This window comes from Paenibacillus sp. USDA918EY (assembly GCF_009870825.1).
Taxonomy (GTDB): Bacteria; Bacillota; Bacilli; order Paenibacillales; family Paenibacillaceae; genus Paenibacillus_AQ; species Paenibacillus_AQ albilobatus.
On sequence record NZ_WTWY01000013.1, the window covers coordinates 131492 to 148923 of the forward strand.

The window sequence follows — 17432 nt, forward strand, 5'->3', positions numbered from 1 at the left end:
ATATTTTGGGAAGAATACGTTCATACTTATATAAAAGCGATATTGAACTTCTTTGGAGCCCAACCGCTCACAGCGTCAACAACCAAATATAGGCAAATTCATGACAATTTCAATTTTTTGTGTGGAAAGTCTTGCATCTGTCACTGCGGAAGGATAACATGTAGAGAGATATGTAAAAACGAGCGAACGTTCATAGAGGAGGTCCAATCATGTTGCTTGCAGAAGCTGCTGCATCAGCTGCATCCAAATTCAACACCTTTGATATTTTTATGATACTGTTTACGCTGCTTATTTTGATCGGAACCATTCGTTTGATCAGACAGCCGGTCAAAAACAAGTTTGCAATCGGATTCAGCATCGTTTGTTTGCTGGTTTTCCTTTTGTCCGACTACGCCATGGTTCAAAACTGGCTGAGCTAGGACGACATAAAAAAGTTAGACGAAGACACCTTGCGCTCCGAAGCGAAAAAGGGGTCTTTTTTTATTCCTATCAAGTTCATAAAGCGCTGCAAACATCTCATGGAGGCCAACCGGTATATTCATGCATGGCAAGGGGCCGTATTGGGCGCTAACGCTGTCGTTACCTGTTGTTTTTGCTTCAAAAAGATAGGGCTTGGGATGAATTGTCCAGTTTCTATTTCTGTGTTACATTTGGCATTAAGGTTCAGGGGAGAACCACCAATATTGCGAAAAATTAGAAAAAAGAGGCTAGGTGAGGACATGAAGCCTATGGGGAAAAAGAGGGTCATTACGCTGCTTTGCAGCCTGCTGCTGCTCAGCGGGGCGGCCGAAGCCGGAGCGCAAAGCGCAACCAAGCAGACCGGGGCAAAGACGAAAGCGGCAACAACTGCTGTAACGGCGGCAAAAACTCAAAAAAATGCGGCTAGCAATCAGATGCAGTTAGCCGCGGATCCGGTTCCGCAAATCGTGAAGAACATTTCGCCGTCCGTCGTCGGCATCATCGGCCGGGCTCCGGCAGGGCAGACCACAGCGGACCGCAACAATTTGATGCATGGTACGGGCGTTATCATTCGTTCGAACGGATGGATCGTCACCAACGCCCATGTCGTCAACGGACTTCAAAGCACGGTCGTCGTCACATCGGACGGCAAAACGTATAAGATTACCGATACATATGTGGATGAAATCAGCGATTTGGCCTTGATCAAAATCAATGCGTCCAACCTGAAGCCGGCCGTTTTTGCCAAGTCGGCGCAAAGCTCGCAGGTCGGTGAAAAGGTTGTGGCGATCGGCACGCCGATTTCCTTCTCTTTTCGCAATTCTGCAACCGTGGGCGTGGTCAGCGGCTTGAACCGGGCCATTAACGCCTCTTACCGCTTGATCCAAAGCGATACAGCCATCAACCCGGGCAACAGCGGCGGACCCTTGGTCAACATGAAAGGCGAAGTGCTGGGGATCAATAGCATGAAATTTTCAGCGATCGGCGTGGAAAATATGGGATTTTCAATCCCGTCGGAAACCGTACAGTACGTGATCAACCAGTTGTTCAAGTACGGGGAAGTCATGCGGCCAAGCCTTGGATTTAACATGGAGGAAAGCTGGTCCGCCATTGTGGGGCTGCCTACGCAGGATCCTTTGACCATCACGAAAGTCGTCTCCGACGAAGCAAAAAAAGCGGGCATACGCGAAAACGACGTATTATACAGCATTGACGGCAAACGCGTCACTTCGGTTGTGGACATCAATGAATTGTTTAAGTCTTACATGCCGGGACAAACCGTCAAGCTGCTGATGCAAAGCGACGGGGATATCGTGGTGCGCAAGCTCGTGCTGTCGCTGGACAACGGGGCGGATTCGCTTTATGAGACGGCCGCGGGCGACGCCGGGGATGAATTTTAAATAGGGAAAGGGACATGCACGGATGAAGAGAGATATGCTTTTCAAAGTAAGCTCCGCGCTTTTGGCGGGCAGCATCGTATTTTCGGCGGCGGTGCCGGCATGGGCCGACAATGCGGCGGACAAACTGTCGTTTAAAATCAAAACGGGCAGCACCTCGGCATGGTTGAACGGAAAAGACGAAACCATCGCCAAACCGTATCTGGATCACGGTACAGTGATGGCCCCCCTGGGTTTGTTCAAACGCGCTTTTGGCAGCCAGGTTCGGCTTGAAGGCGGGAACGTCGTTAAGGTCATGTACGGGGCTCATACGGTCTCCATGACGATCGGAAGCCAAACCGCTTGGGTGGACGGGCGTAAGGTGAAGCTGGACGCCGCGCCGGTGATGGTTTCGGGGACGCTGATGGTGCCGCTCAGGGTGGTGGCCGAAGGCATCGGGGCGGAACTGGCGCCGGGGAGCACGGGCGCGCTTGTCGTCAGCCTTACCCCGTCGGACACGTCCGTCGAGCCGGACGATACCGGAATCGATACCGACCAGGGCAAAACGAAAATCGGCAACAGCTATTATCAATGGTCGATGAATTATCCAAGCGGGCTGCTGCTGGGCGATTCCGAACTGGATGAGAGCATCGTGTCGTTTGGCGATGCGGAGAACACCTATTACGTCGAGGTACACGCGATCGATCAGGACGTGAAACTCGGGGCGGACGAGCTGCTGGAAAAGCTCATCAGCGATGCGAAGGATGGCGGAGAGCTGGTCGTGGACCGGGAAAGCTTCCCGCAGGCCAACGTGCCGTACGCCCGAATCATCAGCAAAGACGGGGACGGGACGTTCTGGGAAAACCGGATGTATTATGCGAACGACCGGGTATATGAGGTGTATTTTGCCGACCTGAAAGCAACGAACTACAAAGACTTGAAACGATATGCCGGGTTCCTTAATTCGTTCAGCACGGGTTACAGCGGTTCGGATAAAACGGTCAAAGATCTGTCTACCGTCAAAAACGGCATGCGCCATGAATCGAATGACGATTACGGCGTTTCCTTGGACGTGCCTGCAGGCTGGAACGTAGACAACGGCAACATGTATTACGAAAGCAAAAACGGCAGCTATCTCAAGCTGGATGTGTCCTCTTCGCCAAAAGGCGAAAACCTCGAGCAGTGGAGCGAGGAGTTAAAAACATGGGTGAAAGAGTCGTTTGTGCAGGATGCCTACCAAATCGTCGGTACGTCGCCGATCGAGGTTTCCGGGGAAAAAGGACTCGTGAACGAGGTTCGGTACAACTACGGCGATGGCTGGGTGACCGAATACGAAGTGATGGTGCTGCATAACGGCTACCGCTATTACGCGGAATACGCCGTGCCGGAGAAAAACAAAGAAGATTTGAACAAATTCAAGGATTTGATGAAATCGATCGAAATCGACTTTGACGTGGTCTCCGACACGTTTGGCAAAATGGAAGAAGACGCCTTCCTGATCAGCAAAACGAAAACGACGACCAAACAATCGAAGGCGTTCGGCTACAAAATCAATATCCCGCAGTATTGGACCGCCAACCAGGATAAGTTCGATAAGTCGCCTGTAGACTATCAGTTCGTGGGCGGAAGATTCCGGATTGGGGCTGAGAAGTCGGGCGTCCTGGATTCGACGGTAAACCAGCTAAAGACGTATTATGCCGAGGCGGCCAAAGTCCAAAAGGATCTGAAGGTGGAAAAAACGGAAAACATCACGTTCGCCGGCGTACCGGCCGTCTCGATCACGGTGCATCAGGTCAAGGACGGCATTCCGTACAGTGCGCGCCAGATTTTGTTCCAAAAGGACGACATCGTGTATACGATCAGCACGTCCCTCAACGACGCGAACGCGACGGAACCGCAAAAGGCTGCGCTGGAGCAGACGCTGAATTCTTTTGCGTTTACGGATAAATCGAAATAACGACTTATAGGATGCTCTCATTCTCATAAGATATCGGCATGACCGCAAGCGGCCTTCACAAAAGGCTGTTTGCGGTTTTTTAATGAGATAGCATTCGTTCGGCGATGGCTTCTTTATATCTCAAGGAAAATTTCCGCTAAGCGCGGGTAGTCTTCTCTGAAAGTACGTCGATAGTCGTTTTTCTTCCGTGAAAGTTTGCCGATAGTCGTTTTTCTTACGAGAAGGGACAGCGCAGAATCCTCCGGTTTATGTGAAAGCCTCTGTATCTCACGCCTGTAAGCGCCCGAATGGCCGGCTTCTATTTTGACCAAAATGGTAGAAAACAGGTTTGCAAAATCCTCCACCCACAGATCGCTCCGACGTAGTAGAAGGATTGCGGGATGTCTGGTAAACTAGATAAGTTGAAGATGAAGTGAAAAAATTGCAGGGAAACATAAGCGGTTTTCACATCATTTCAAAGATAAACGATGGTCTAATTCATTCGATGGAAAAACAAAACTGGAACAACCGGCAATGGCCGGTTTGGGAGGATATACATGAGTACAAAAACATTGCGCAGGGAAGATGTGGAGCTGCTTGCGCCGGCCGGCGATTGGGATTGCATGCGGGCGGCGGTGGCGAACGGGGCGGACGCGATCTTTTTCGGCGTCGAGAAGTTTAACGCCCGGGCGCGCGCCAACAACTTTTTGATGGCCGAGCTTCCGGAAATCATGTCGTTTTTGCACAGCTATGGCGTAAAAGGGTTTTTGACGTTTAACATTTTGGTGTTCGAAAACGAGCTGGAGGATGCGAAAGAGCTGATCGATGCTTGCATCGACGCGGGCGTCGACGCCGTCATCGTCCAAGACCTGGGGCTCGTCAAAATGATCCGCGAAATTTCTCCGGACTTTCCGATCCACGGCTCCACGCAGATGACGATCACCTCCCCGGAGGCGGTCGAATTTACGAAACCTTGGGGCATGGAACGCGTCGTTTTGGGCCGTGAAAACAATTTGAAGCAAATCCAGAAAATCGGGGAGCAGGCGAAGCTGCCGATGGAGGTTTTCGTGCACGGGGCGCTTTGCGTTTCCTACTCCGGTCAGTGCTTGACTTCGGAAATGTGGGGCGGCCGCTCGGCGAACCGCGGCGAATGCGCGCAGGCATGCCGTCTGCCGTACGACTTGATGGTCGACGGCGAGCAAAAGCCGATGGGCGACGTTGCGTATTTGCTTTCGCCGAAGGATTTGGCGGCGATCGATTTGATGCCGGAGCTGATCGAAGCGGGGGTGACCTCCTTTAAGATCGAAGGGCGCCTCAAAAGCCCGGAATACGTCGCGAACGTGGTCAGCAAATACCGCAAAGCGATCGACCGTTACTTCGAAGGAGACGACACGAAGCCGAGCAAGGAGGAGATGCGCGAGCTGCAGCAGAGCTTTTCGCGCGGGTTTACGCATGGCTTCCTGGAAGGCACGAACAATAAAAAGCTGGTAGACGGCACGTTCCCGAAAAGCCGCGGCGTGTATGTCGGACGCGTGGAGAAAATTTTGCGCGACGGCGTCGTGTGCAAAATCGAAGCGCCGCTCAAGCGCGGGGACGGCATCGTGTTTGACGCCGGGGACCCGACCAAGCCGGAAGAAGGCGGACGGATTTACGATCTGCGCCGCAAAGGCGTCAAGCTCGAAGGGGAAGCGGACGAAGGTTGGATCGTCGATATCGTTCCCGGCCGCAGCGACGTGGACCTGCGCAAGGTGCATGTCGGCGACCGCATCTGGAAAACGAACGACCCGGCGCTGGACAAGCGCCTGCGTCAAACGTTCGAGACGGATAAGCCGTACCGGGTCTTTCCGGTGCATGTGAGAGCATTCGGCCATGCCGGCGGCCTGCTGACGACGATATGGACCGATGTGCAGAAAGGCACGACGGTCCAGGTGGATTCGGAGCTGGAACTGGAAGTCGCCAAGAAACGGCCGATGGATTACGCGCTGCTCGAAGAGCAGTTCGGCCGTTTGGGCGGCACCGTGTTCCAGCTGGAGAAGCTGGACGTCGACCTGCAGGGCGACGTCATCGTGCCCATGCGCGAGCTGAACAGCATCCGCCGCCGTGCGGTGGAGCTGCTCGCCGGCGAGCGCCCGAAGCCGCCCGTGTACGTGAAACGGGCGGTGGATGTGTTCGGCGATGCCGCGCCGCGCAGCGCATCGCCGGTGGCGCGCGGTGAGGCGAAGCTCACCGCGCTGTGCCGCAGCCTCCCGCAGGTGGAGGCTGCGCTGGAAGCTGGCGCCCGATTCATCTACGCCGACTTCGAGTTCATCAAGCAGTTCAAGGAAGCGGTGGAGCTCGTTCATGCGGCCGGCAAGCGGATTGCGCTCGTGACGCCTCGCATCCATATGCCGATCGAGAACGGCATCCACAAAAACATCCTGCGCCTCCAGCCGGACGCCGTGCTGGTGCGCAACACCGGCGCGCTCTATTTCTATCTGCGCGAGCGGATGCAGAACCCGGATGCGAAACATCCGCAGCTGATCGGTGATTTCTCGCTGAACATCGCCAACCATAAAGCGGTAAACCTGTTCCTTGAAGCAGGTTGCGACATCGTTACGCCGTCGTACGACCTGAACATCCAGCAGATGGTCGATTTGCTCGAGCGCTCGGAAACCTCGCGGATGGAAGTCGTCATCCATCAGCATTTGCCGATGTTCCATACCGAGCACTGCGTGTACTGCACCTTCCTGAGCGAAGGCACGGATTATACCAACTGCGGCCGTCCGTGTGAAGAGCACCGGGTATCGCTGCAAGACCGCATCGGCATGTCCCACCCGGTCCGGGTGGACGAAGGCTGCCGCAACACGGTCTATAACGCCATCGAGCAGTCCGGCGCCGAATACTTGACGAACTTTATGGACCTTGGCGTATCTCACTACCGCGTCGAGTTCCTCGAGGAAACGAAAGAGCAGGTACACGAGGTCATCGACCTCTATAACCGCGCCTTGCGCGGCGAAATCAGCGGCACCCAGGTATGGAAAACGCTGAAAGCCACCAACCAGCTTGGGGTAACGCGCGGGCAATTGGTGAAATAATAACGATATCGCCCCTGCATTGATCATTTGTCCCTGATCAAGCGGGGGCTTTTTTTACATTCAAGCGAATTCGAGCAAAGTCCGATATAATAGGGGAATAGATCGTGTATTACATAGAACTTCCGGATAAGGAGTATATAGATGAAAATTAGAAAAGCCATCATTCCTGCGGCAGGCCTGGGCACGCGTTTTCTTCCGGCGACCAAAGCGATGCCGAAAGAAATGCTCCCGATCGTCGATAAACCCACCATCCAATATATCATTGAAGAAGCCGTTGCTTCCGGCATCGAAGATATCATCATCGTTACCGGTAAGGGCAAACGCGCGATTGAGGACCATTTTGACTATTCCTTTGAGCTCGAACATAACTTAACCGCCAAAAAGAAATGGGATCTCCTGAATGAAGTCCGCAAGTCTTCCGAAATGGCGGACATCCATTACATACGGCAAAAAGAACCAAAGGGCTTGGGCCACGCCATCTGGTGCGCGCGCAAATTTATTGGGGACGAGCCTTTTGCGGTTTTGCTCGGCGACGACATCGTCGAATCCGAAGTTCCTTGTTTAAAACAGATGATCGATATATACAACGTACACGAATCTTCCATCGTCGGCGTTCAGCCTGTAGAATGGTCCGAGGTTTCCCGTTATGGCGTGGTCGATGCGGCGAGAGTGAATGATCGGGTTTACCGTGCAAACGCGCTTGTAGAGAAACCACAGCCGTCTGAGGCGCCATCCAATCTGGCGATTATGGGGCGGTATATTTTAACCCCGCAAATTTTTACGATACTCGAAGAACAGTCGGTTGGCGTCAATGGCGAAATCCAGTTAACGGATGCGCTCTCCAAGCTGAGCGAGACGGAATCGATCTTTGCTTATCATTTTGACGGGCTGCGTCATGATGTCGGGGAGAAGCTCGGGTTCATCAAAACGACCATTCATTATGCGCTGCAGCATGGGGAGTTGAAGGAAGATTTGCTGGAGTTTATGAGGGAGATTGTGGAGAGGGATCGGAAGTATACTGTTTAGTTAAAGGAAAGCGGTCCCTGAGCGCTTACAGAAATTGAGTAGACATCCCTAATTCTAATACTTCGAATAAAAAAGCAGCTCACTTTAAAAAGTGAACTGCTTTTCCTCTGTTTCTACTAAAAGTTTATCTTAACAAATTCCTCAATCGATTCTTTTTCGCTTGGGTTTGCTTTTATGAGTTGGTCATACACAGCCTGGTCGTTCGAACCTTGCTTCATCAATGCCGCTATATACCAATGAGCGATCTCACGATTCGTCGGATCGCTGAAATCCTGAGCGATACCCATTTTTAACGTCTCAGAAGCCTTGTCCAGCTGGTTGGTCATGTAGTACATTTTTCCGGTATCAAGAATCATAATCGGTGAATTGGAAAACGGACGGCCAGCCATTTGCTCTTTTGGCAGGGTAGCCAAATGCTTCAGACCGGCTTGAACCTTTTCAAAGGCGGCGATTCCTGATTTAAAGTACTTCTCTTTTGCAGCAGTATCTCCCTGGCCAAGCGCCGTATACCCAAGCTCAAAACCTTGCGTGATCATCTTCTCATACCATTCGATATCCCAGTTGAACTTTGGTGCACTTGCGACCAGAATTTCATAGGCCTTGTCGTTTTCATTTTTCAGCTGGTAATTGGTAATGAGTCGGTTGATCATGCTTTTATTGTAAGGCTCTTTTTTCAGCGCATCCGTCAGGAGCGAATTCGCCGCATTGTAAAAGTCGTCGTTTTGGGTCTGTTTATACACCGATTGATACAGCGAAGACATCAGCAGCACGGAATCCGGATGGGTATGACGAATCTTCAAGTCCTTATCCAGAGCTGCTTTGATTTCCTCATAAGAGGTGCTCGTTTGCGCTATTTTTTTGGCCTCCAGACCGGCATTGCTTGCCTGTACAAAACGAACCGAAGTAATCAGCACGATGATCCCACAAATGCCGACCACCAAACTATAGATCCAACCTGCACCCTCTGTTTTCCAGGCCATCTTCTTCAGCGGTTTGCTGTCCATTGCAGCGGCCATGCCGCCAAGTCCTATGAACACCAACATCCCAATAAATACGTAACTCATGTTAAAGTCCAAAATACTGTGAATAAGAATGGACAAAGTCAGTATGAGGTACAGAAAATATGAATCTTTTCTTTCCGCATCCGATTGGATATATCCGCGAATATATTTATAGAAAATAAACAGGACAAATGCCATGAAAATAACGAAACCGACAATCCCTACTTCCAACAAGTACTGAACGAAGAAGTTATGCGCCTGACGGCTTGTGTACGGGTTGTTCTGATACTTCTCGTACAATGCAGCCCAAGCGCCGCCGCCGGCCCCGAGAAGCGGGTAATCTTTGACGACCTTCATGCCGTCTTTATAAAACGTAATCCGCTCCAGCACGCTGTGCTGATTGAAGTTGATATTCTCAAGACGCGTACTGATGTTTTGCGGCAAAACATTGCGTACGCTGGTTCCGATAAGCAAAAAGGAAACGACGCCAACAACGATAACCGATCCGATCGGAATCCACAGACTGGCAAGCTTTTTAGCTGAAGCCTTAGCCAGTCCCTGTTCCATTTTAGGGGCAAGCAATGCTTGAACGACCCAGCCGATGATAGCAACAACAGCAGAGGTAATTAAGAGAAATGCCCATCCTTTAACAGCTCCGCCAGCTTCGAATTTTTGGTTCAGTTGGAGTCCCAGATCAGTAACCTCTTTGGAAATGGCGAGGGAAGCAATGCCTGCAATCGCGCAATATACAACCCAAAGAATTTGCTTCGCCGGCTTAAGAAAAAGAAGCAGAAGAACGAACACAACAGGCAGCATAACCAGACCGCCACGGGAAAGCGTGAGCAATATCGACACAATAATCGGTACCAGCATAAATGCGTGAAAGGCCTGGCCGTACCATTTTTTCGAGCGAATCAGACAGAACACGGCAGCAAACAAAAATGCCATGAGGAATGCCGCATATGTATTGGCATACTGGAAGACGGAGGTCAAACGCAGACCGTTGGAATCCGTCATCACCGCATCGGTATATTTACCGTGCAGCACAGCATTCGAAAACCAAACGACAAGCGTGCCTGCAAATTTCCCATGACCGAACCAGTTCAGGAAACCGAACCATACAATAATATACGCGACCGTCATGATCGTCGTCTGAATGATCTTATTCGCTCTCTGATTCTGGAGCAGGTAGATGCTAATAATGAACATGATGGCGTACAGGCATTCAATCAGCACCATATTCATCGCCAAATAATGCGAAGCCGCTCCAAAATACGACAATAGGTATGTAATAGGGAGCAACAGCACCGCTAGAGGAAGCCAGTCCCGCTGCTCATTAAGTTTAAAGCTTTTGTAGTAGTTGACGATCCATAGGAACAGCAATACTGAACCCAAGGCAATCGCCCAAAACAAAGGCTTCTCAAACTCTAACATCTGACCGTTAAAAAGCGCTACCTGAAAGGGAGTCCAAACTAAATATGCTATCATGGCAACAATTAACACCCATAGAAGCGCAGGCTTTTTATCGACGTTACTCGACCTTTTCGCCTGTTTACCGTATACTGGATTAGACAAAGTTTCCATTCTCCTTTTTGTGAGATTCGACAATATTTTAGCATATTGAATCAAAGCGGGCTAGATTTCCATACGCTAGGCCCTCCTAGAACCTGAGTTACTAATTGGTGGTGTTGGCTATTAGAAATAAAATTTACAAAACTACATATAGAATGGCTGTCTTTTTTAAACCCGTTGCAATGCAGATTTTGTCACCAGCTTTAAGACAGAAAGTAAAGAGGATTCTGTTGAAAAGGGCTTACCCCTTAGATAAAGAAACTATTAAGGGGAAAATGTCTGATTTAACAAAAGGGGTGAATTTGATAGGTTATGCACGGGCAGAGATGGGAATAGGTGAATCATGCAGAATCGCTGCCAAAAGCATGGAAGCTGCAGGAATTCCATTTGGCATTCTTAACTTCACTGGAACAAACAGCGCTAGAATGTCCGACCTTTCTTGGTCACATAAAGAGATACCTGATCCATTATATAGTATTAATTTGATTCATATAAATGCCGAACAAATGATGGAGGTATATGCCGAATACGGTAATTCTCTGTTTCAAAATAGGTATAACATTGGTTACTGGCACTGGGAACTACCTGATTTTCCGGATGAGTGGGTAGAGAATTTTGAATTGATGGATGAAATATGGGTTCCTTCAAATTTTGTTGCCGATTCAATATCAATTAAAAGCCCGGTACCTGTTGTAAAAATCCCACATTCAATAAAGGTGGATATTCCTGAGTCGCGAAACAGGGAGTTCTTTGATCTTCCGGAAGCCCCCTTTTTGTTTTTGTCCATGTATGATATGAATAGCTATCAGGAACGTAAAAACCCGTGTGCTTCGATTGAGGCTTTTAAGATGGCATTTGAACCAAATGATTTTCAGGTAGGGCTTGTGCTCAAAGTGAATAGTTATAACAGTAATCCGTCCGAACTTAACAAACTTTATGAGACCATAGGAAACTACAAGAATATTTACTTAATCAAGGATACAATAAGTCGTAACGATGTTAACGCATTGCTTTCTGTAGCGGATAGTTTCGTTTCACTTCATCGAAGTGAGGGTTTTGGGCTGGGATTAGCTGAGGCAATGTATCTAGGGAAACCAGTTATTGGTACAAATTGGTCCTCTAATACAGATTTTATGAGTCATAATAATTCGTGTCCTGTGGACTATAAGTTGGTTCAGGTCGGACAAGATTACGGACCATATAAAGCCAATCAGTATTGGGCAGAACCAGATATTGAACATGCAGCCTATTATATGAAAAGGCTTGTTTCGGAAGAGCATTTCTATCTTCAGATAGGAGCGAGGGGGAGAGAATATATTAAAAAGAACTACTCTCCAGTAGCAGTAGGACAACTAATAGAAAAACGCCTCGAATATATTTATAAGTGGAAATTTGGAGGATAATATGACTATAACTTGCGTATTAATGGCAGGAGGAAAAGGAGAAAGATTTTGGCCTAAAAGCCGAACAAATTTGCCGAAACAATTTTTGAACATTTCTGGGAATAAGTCGATGATTCAGCAATCTATTGAAAGATTAGAAAAATTGGTTGATATCGACAAGGTTTTTGTGGTAACTAATGGCCTTTATGCAGAATTAATTAAAGCTCAAGTTCCTCATCTTCCTCACGAGAATATTATTGTTGAACCTATAGGCAGAAATACTGCACCTTGTATCGGTCTGGCTTCAATAATAATCGAGGAGCGATATCCTGACAGCACAATGATTGTTCTTCCATCTGATCATATCATTGAGAATGAAGAAGGATTTATAAAAATTCTCAAAACAGCAGTAGAAGTTGCACAAGATAATCGAAGTCTAGTGACATTGGGTATCGAGCCTTCCTATCCTGAAACTGGATATGGATACATCGAAAGTTTAGGCGAAGAATATTGGATTAATGATTTGGAAGTTTATAAGGTAAATAAGTTTGTCGAAAAACCGGATATTGTAACTGCCCAGAAATATTTGCAGTCGGGGAATTTTTACTGGAATAGTGGTATCTTTGTTTGGAGAACTGAAGTTATAAGAAGATATATCAAGGATTTAATGCCCGAAATGCATGATATATTGGAAACAATGCGAGTTTCGTTTAAAGGGGTAGATCGAAACAAGGTTATCGAAAGTGAGTTTATAAAAATGCCAGATCAATCAATTGATTATGGTATTATGGAAAAGGTTCACGACATTTATGTTATTCCATGTGTATTTGGATGGGATGATGTTGGAAGTTGGACAGCTTTAGAAAGAATAAATGAACTTGATGAACATGGAAATGTTATCAAAGGGAATATCCTCAATCTGGATACAAAAAGATGTATTATTGAGAGTAATGGGAAGCTAATAGCGACATTAGGTATTGAAGATTTAATTATTGTTGATACAGAAGATGTCACACTAATATGTGCTAAAGATAAAGCGCAAGAGGTCAAGTTATTATTGAAAGAGCTTAGAATGCAAAAACTAGAGCAATATTTGTAAATTATTTATCTTAAGGAGAATGATTTAATTATGACAAAAAGTGCATTGATTACCGGAATTACTGGACAAGATGGCTCTTATTTGGCTGAACTTTTACTTGAGAAAGGTTATAAAGTTTACGGTTTACGTCGTAGAACAAGTACACCGATGATGGAAAATATCGAGCATATTAAAAATGAAATTGAATTTATTGAGGGAGATCTACTAGATCAAGGTTCTCTTGTAAATGCAGTTAAAATCTCTAACCCAGACGAAGTATACAATCTTGCTGCTCAGTCATTTGTTGGGACCTCATGGGATCAACCGTCGTTGACTGGCCAAATTACAGGGATTGGGGTAACTAATCTGCTTGAAGCTGTACGCTCCAAAAAGCCTGAGGCAAGATTTTATCAGGCTTCCAGCAGTGAAATGTTTGGCAAGGTAATGGAAACTCCGCAAAAGGAAACAACACCATTTTATCCTCGGAGTCCTTATGGAGTTGCTAAGGTCTATGGTCACTGGATAACTGTGAATTATCGCGAAAGCTATGATTTATATGCGTGCTCTGGAATCCTATTTAATCATGAATCACCGCGGCGTGGGATAGAATTTGTTACTCGGAAAGTCACTACAGCTGCCGCTCGAATTAAATTAGGATTACAAAATGAGTTGCGGATGGGCAATTTAGATGCTAAACGGGATTGGGGCTTTGCAGGAGATTATGTGAAAGCCATGTGGCTAATGCTACAACAAGACAAGCCGGATGACTTCGTAATTGCAACAGGTGAGACACATACAGTGCATGAATTGGTCGAAATTGCATTTAGCCATGCTGGATTGAATTGGAGAGATTATGTAGTAATTGATCCTAAATTTGTTCGTCCTGCCGAAGTGGATCTACTGTTGGGGGATTGCACAAAAGCTAAAGAAAAATTGGGTTGGAAGCTTGAAGTTGGTTTTGAAGACCTTGTGAAAATGATGGTAGATAGTGATATAGAGAAATTTAAATCATGCTAAAGTGGTTATAAAACCCTTGATGTATGAGGGGTTTCAATTGGAGTGATAATTATTTTACATGCATTATGGAACTATAAGTCTCTAGTGTTTGGTTTGATTAAAAGGGATTTCAAATCTAAGTATTTAAATTCGGCGTTGGGGTCTCTTTGGTCAATACTAAATCCTTTAGCAATCATCTTAGTTTACACTTTAATTTTCTCACAAATTATGGGGGCTAGGCTGCCAGGTGACAATAATACTTTGGCATATAGCATCTATTTGTGTGCTGGCCTACTTCCTTGGCAATTATTCTCTGAAATGTTGAGTAGACTGCAAAACATTTTTTTAGAACAAGGATCGCTTTTGAAAAAGGTCAGCTTTCCTAGAAGTGCGTTACCAATTTATACTTCAATATCAGCTAGCATCAATTTCTCTATTATATTCCTGCTTTATATTATTTTTCTTATAGCAATTGGTAAATTTCCAGGCGCCGTATTTATTCATGTGTTTCCTTTGCTGCTTTTTCAACAAGTCTTTGCACTTGGATTGGGAATTATTATTGGCACATTAAATGTTTTTTTTCGTGACATTGGCCACATTCTTGGTGTTATCCTGCAATTTTGGTCATGGTTAACTCCACTAGTATATGCACGTTCTATTATACCTGAAAAATTTCAGGTTTTTATAAATTGGAATATCATGGTCCCTCTTGTTGAGGGTTACCATAATATATTCTTATATAATAAGGCACCTGATTATATCTCGATATTACCTCTTTGTCTTGTAAGCATTCTTTTGTTGTTCTTTTCTTATATTGTATTTAAAAAGTTGGATAAAGAAATGGTGGATGAACTCTAATGTATATCATTGAGGTTAATAATCTAACCAAAATTTATAAGAAGTTCCCAAGTAAGTGGTCCAGAGTTTTAGAGTGGACAACAAAAAGAAACTTGCATAAGGATCTTCCTGTTTTGAAAAATATCTCATTTAAAGTTAAGCAAGGTGAATCGGTAGGAATTATTGGCCACAATGGGGCAGGAAAAAGTACATTATTAAAGATATTAACTGGTACTACTCAACCGACTTCTGGTAAGGTTGTGACTAAAGGGAAAGTTTCAGCACTACTTGAATTGGGAATCGGTTTTCATCCGGATTTTACTGGCCTGCAGAATATTTATATGCTAGGGCAAATAATGGGGATGAATAATCGAGAGATAGAATCTGTTATACCTGATATTATAGAATTTGCTGAAATAGGCGAGTATCTCTATGAACCTGTAAGAACATATTCCAGTGGAATGTCAGTAAGGTTGGCTTTCTCTACTACGACTGCTATTCGACCAGACATATTGATAGTAGATGAGGCTTTATCGGTTGGGGATACTTATTTTCAACATAAGTGTTTTGAGAGAATTAGAAAGTTCAGAGAAGAAGGTACTTCTTTGTTGTTTGTTTCCCATGACCCATCAGCGGTAAAAAATTTGTGTGATAGAGCAATACTATTAGACCAAGGTTGTGTAATTAATGATGGCTATCCAGATGATGTTTTAGACTACTATAATGCAATAATAGCTAAACGAGAGGCCGAATACGAAATAAAGCAAAGTATTTCCGGTGACAAAAAAAGAGTAAGATCCGGGAATAATTATGTATGTATTAAAAAAGTTAGTTTATTATCTAATAATTCGGATGTACAAGCAGTTCAAGTGGGAGAGGATGTTATCCTAAGAGTAGATCTGGAATGTAATCAAAATGTTATAAATCCAACAGTAGGATTTATAATCAAGGATCGGTTGGGAAATGAAGTTTTCGGTACGAATACCTATCATTTGGGATTAGTACAAGGAAATTATTCTCAAGGAGATTCGTTCTCAGTTGATTTTAATCTATCCCTTAATTTGGGGGTAGGTAGTTATAGCATTACAGTTGCAGTACATGATAGTTATGAACATATTGAAAAAAACTATGATTGGTTAGATTACGCAAAGACTTTTCAAGTAATTCCTGGGAAAGAGGCATTATTTAAGGGGGTTGCTTTCTTACCTACTTCTGTTGTTTCTCATAGAGAGGGTGTTATTTCATGTCAGGAGAAGAGATAACTTTAAAACAAATAAAAGAAAGAATTAAAGAGAATTTAGCTAAGGCTAAGTCTATGAGTATAGGCACTCAAAGAAATTCACTCGATAACGATATATCGAAACTTATGACGCAATTAAGAATTGAAAATGCTCAAGTTAATCGAGCGTGGGATGTAAATCCTGAATTCTTAATTACCTCACATAGACGTTTCATTGGTAAATTTATAGTCCTTGGAAAGAAGTTTGTAAGAAAATTTCTCCGTTGGTATGTTGGTCCGGCATTCTTAAAACAAAGAAACTTTAATATTAGTGCTACTAAAAATATAAATTCCATTAATGATTTATTAATCAAGATCATGGATGAGCGTAAGGAATTGATGAATAAATTTAATGAACTGGAATTTTATAAGCATGATATGATTATAAAAAATCAGCTAATTGATAATTTGAATTTTGAAAAGGATAAATTAAATGTACAGATCCTTGAGTTAGTAAAGAAAAATGAGACATTAAGTCATAAAGTGAACTTACAAAACGAACAAATAATTGAAATTTTAAATCATATTGAGGCAATTAAAATAAAAATTAATAGTGATAGTAATTCGCTAAGTTTGGTAGATAAAAAAATAGAGCAACTCGACTCAATGGTTGGATTCACCAACGAAAGATTGAGACGTCTAAAAAAACAAACTAATAAAAATAATATAACCTATATCGAAATGAAAGATTCCGCAAGAAGTGTACCTGAAGATAATGTTTCAGGTAACCAACTAGATTATCTATTATTTGAACAGAAATATCGTGGGTCAAGGGAAACAATTATAAAAAGACAAGAGGTATACCTGCCTTATTTTAAACATTCTAAAAAGGTACTGGATATTGGTTGCGGCAGGGGGGAATTCATTGAATTATTGCTTCAACAGGGTATTCAGGCACAAGGTATTGATTTGAATCAGGAAATGGTGGAGTATTGTCAAGAAAGAGGCTTCGATGTAAGCTATTCAGACGCCAATCAATATTTATCCAAAATGGATGGACCGGTATATGATGCAATATTCATGTCGCAGGTTATTGAACACCTCTCCTTCAAAGAATACTATTCCTTATTGGAGCAGATTCATAAGTGTTTGCTTCCAGGAGGATTTGTAGTGATTGAAACTATTAATGTGCAAAGCGTTTTTGCCATGAGCAATTGGTTTTATATGGATCCAACTCACGATAAACCGGTTCATCCAGAAACACTAAAGTTTGTTATTGAAAGTATAGGCTTTGACCGAATCGAAAAGAAATTGTTAAGTCCTGTGTCTGAAATGCAAGTTCCTAAACTTCAGGTTGAAGGGGAAGAAGTCGATAATTTTAATAGATATTTCGAAAATTTGAGTAATTTCATCTATGGCTATCAAGATTATGCGATTATTGCTTATAAATAATCCTTACTAAATAGGATAAAGGAA

General features: G+C 44.8%; 12 protein-coding genes. 11 read left to right on the forward strand and 1 reads right to left on the reverse strand.

The window, feature by feature from the left end:
- Positions 1-209: 209 nt before the first annotated feature.
- The 5 genes from GQY55_RS22385 to galU all read left to right on the forward strand — a co-directional run bounded on the left by GQY55_RS22385 (position 210) and on the right by galU (position 7871).
- Positions 210-419 carry a hypothetical protein gene (locus GQY55_RS22385; protein WP_160044136.1) on the forward strand — a complete coding sequence of 70 codons (210 nt, stop codon included), beginning with the start codon at positions 210-212 and terminating at the stop codon, positions 417-419.
- Between the two features lie 300 nt (positions 420-719).
- Positions 720-1859 carry a S1C family serine protease gene (locus tag GQY55_RS22390; protein WP_160044137.1) on the forward strand — a complete coding sequence of 380 codons (1140 nt, stop codon included), beginning with the start codon at positions 720-722 and terminating at the stop codon, positions 1857-1859.
- A 34-nt stretch (positions 1860-1893) separates the two neighbouring features.
- Positions 1894-3792, forward strand: coding sequence for a copper amine oxidase N-terminal domain-containing protein (locus GQY55_RS22395; RefSeq protein WP_236575793.1), 1899 nt, complete (start codon positions 1894-1896; stop codon positions 3790-3792).
- Between the two features lie 536 nt (positions 3793-4328).
- Positions 4329-6845 (forward strand): U32 family peptidase, encoded by a 2517-nt coding sequence (locus GQY55_RS22400; protein ID WP_160044139.1) that lies wholly within the window; start codon positions 4329-4331, stop codon positions 6843-6845.
- A 141-nt stretch (positions 6846-6986) separates the two neighbouring features.
- Positions 6987-7871: a UTP--glucose-1-phosphate uridylyltransferase GalU gene (gene galU / locus GQY55_RS22405; RefSeq protein ID WP_160044140.1), complete on the forward strand. Its 885-nt coding sequence runs from the start codon at positions 6987-6989 to the stop codon at positions 7869-7871.
- 116 nt (positions 7872-7987) lie between these two features.
- On the opposite strand, the gene GQY55_RS22410 is transcribed toward galU, so the two are convergent.
- Positions 7988-10447 (reverse strand): O-antigen ligase family protein, encoded by a 2460-nt coding sequence (locus tag GQY55_RS22410; RefSeq protein WP_160044141.1) that lies wholly within the window; start codon positions 10445-10447, stop codon positions 7988-7990.
- A gap of 110 nt (positions 10448-10557) precedes the next feature.
- On the opposite strand from GQY55_RS22410, the gene GQY55_RS22415 reads away from it, so the two are divergent.
- The 6 genes from GQY55_RS22415 (at position 10558) to GQY55_RS22440 (ending at position 17408) form a co-directional block, all read left to right on the forward strand.
- On the forward strand, positions 10558-11847 hold the full coding sequence (locus GQY55_RS22415; RefSeq protein WP_328803757.1) for a glycosyltransferase: 1290 nt from the start codon (positions 10558-10560) through the stop codon (positions 11845-11847).
- 1 nt (position 11848) lies between these two features.
- On the forward strand, positions 11849-12925 hold the full coding sequence (locus GQY55_RS22420; RefSeq protein WP_160044142.1) for a mannose-1-phosphate guanylyltransferase: 1077 nt from the start codon (positions 11849-11851) through the stop codon (positions 12923-12925).
- Positions 12926-12955: 30 nt separating this feature from the next.
- A complete protein-coding gene (gene gmd, locus GQY55_RS22425; protein ID WP_160044143.1) occupies positions 12956-13921 on the forward strand; it encodes a GDP-mannose 4,6-dehydratase in 966 nt (321 codons plus the stop codon).
- A gap of 84 nt (positions 13922-14005) precedes the next feature.
- The gene (locus GQY55_RS22430) at positions 14006-14758 is read left to right on the forward strand and encodes an ABC transporter permease (protein ID WP_236575794.1); all 753 of its coding nucleotides are present in this window, start codon (positions 14006-14008) and stop codon (positions 14756-14758) included.
- Positions 14758-15999 (forward strand): ABC transporter ATP-binding protein, encoded by a 1242-nt coding sequence (locus GQY55_RS22435; protein WP_160044145.1) that lies wholly within the window; start codon positions 14758-14760, stop codon positions 15997-15999. The genes GQY55_RS22430 and GQY55_RS22435 overlap by 1 nt, the downstream gene beginning before the upstream one ends.
- Complete coding sequence (locus GQY55_RS22440) at positions 15981-17408, forward strand: methyltransferase domain-containing protein (protein ID WP_160044146.1); 1428 nt, start codon at positions 15981-15983, stop codon at positions 17406-17408. The genes GQY55_RS22435 and GQY55_RS22440 overlap by 19 nt, the downstream gene beginning before the upstream one ends.
- Positions 17409-17432 lie beyond the last annotated feature (24 nt).

Bases quoted from the DNA above. Each gene is read 5' to 3' on its own strand.
- GQY55_RS22420 (WP_160044142.1), top strand. From the start codon at position 11,849: ATGACTATAACTTGCGTATTAATGGCAGGAGGAAAAGGAGAAAGATTT.
- GQY55_RS22395 (WP_236575793.1), top strand. From the start codon at position 1,894: ATGCTTTTCAAAGTAAGCTCCGCGCTTTTGGCGGGCAGCATCGTATTT.
- GQY55_RS22435 (WP_160044145.1), top strand. From the start codon at position 14,758: ATGTATATCATTGAGGTTAATAATCTAACCAAAATTTATAAGAAGTTC.
- GQY55_RS22400 (WP_160044139.1), top strand. From the start codon at position 4,329: ATGAGTACAAAAACATTGCGCAGGGAAGATGTGGAGCTGCTTGCGCCG.
- gmd (WP_160044143.1), top strand. From the start codon at position 12,956: ATGACAAAAAGTGCATTGATTACCGGAATTACTGGACAAGATGGCTCT.
- GQY55_RS22390 (WP_160044137.1), top strand. From the start codon at position 720: ATGAAGCCTATGGGGAAAAAGAGGGTCATTACGCTGCTTTGCAGCCTG.
- galU (WP_160044140.1), top strand. From the start codon at position 6,987: ATGAAAATTAGAAAAGCCATCATTCCTGCGGCAGGCCTGGGCACGCGT.
- GQY55_RS22440 (WP_160044146.1), top strand. From the start codon at position 15,981: ATGTCAGGAGAAGAGATAACTTTAAAACAAATAAAAGAAAGAATTAAA.
- GQY55_RS22385 (WP_160044136.1), top strand. From the start codon at position 210: ATGTTGCTTGCAGAAGCTGCTGCATCAGCTGCATCCAAATTCAACACC.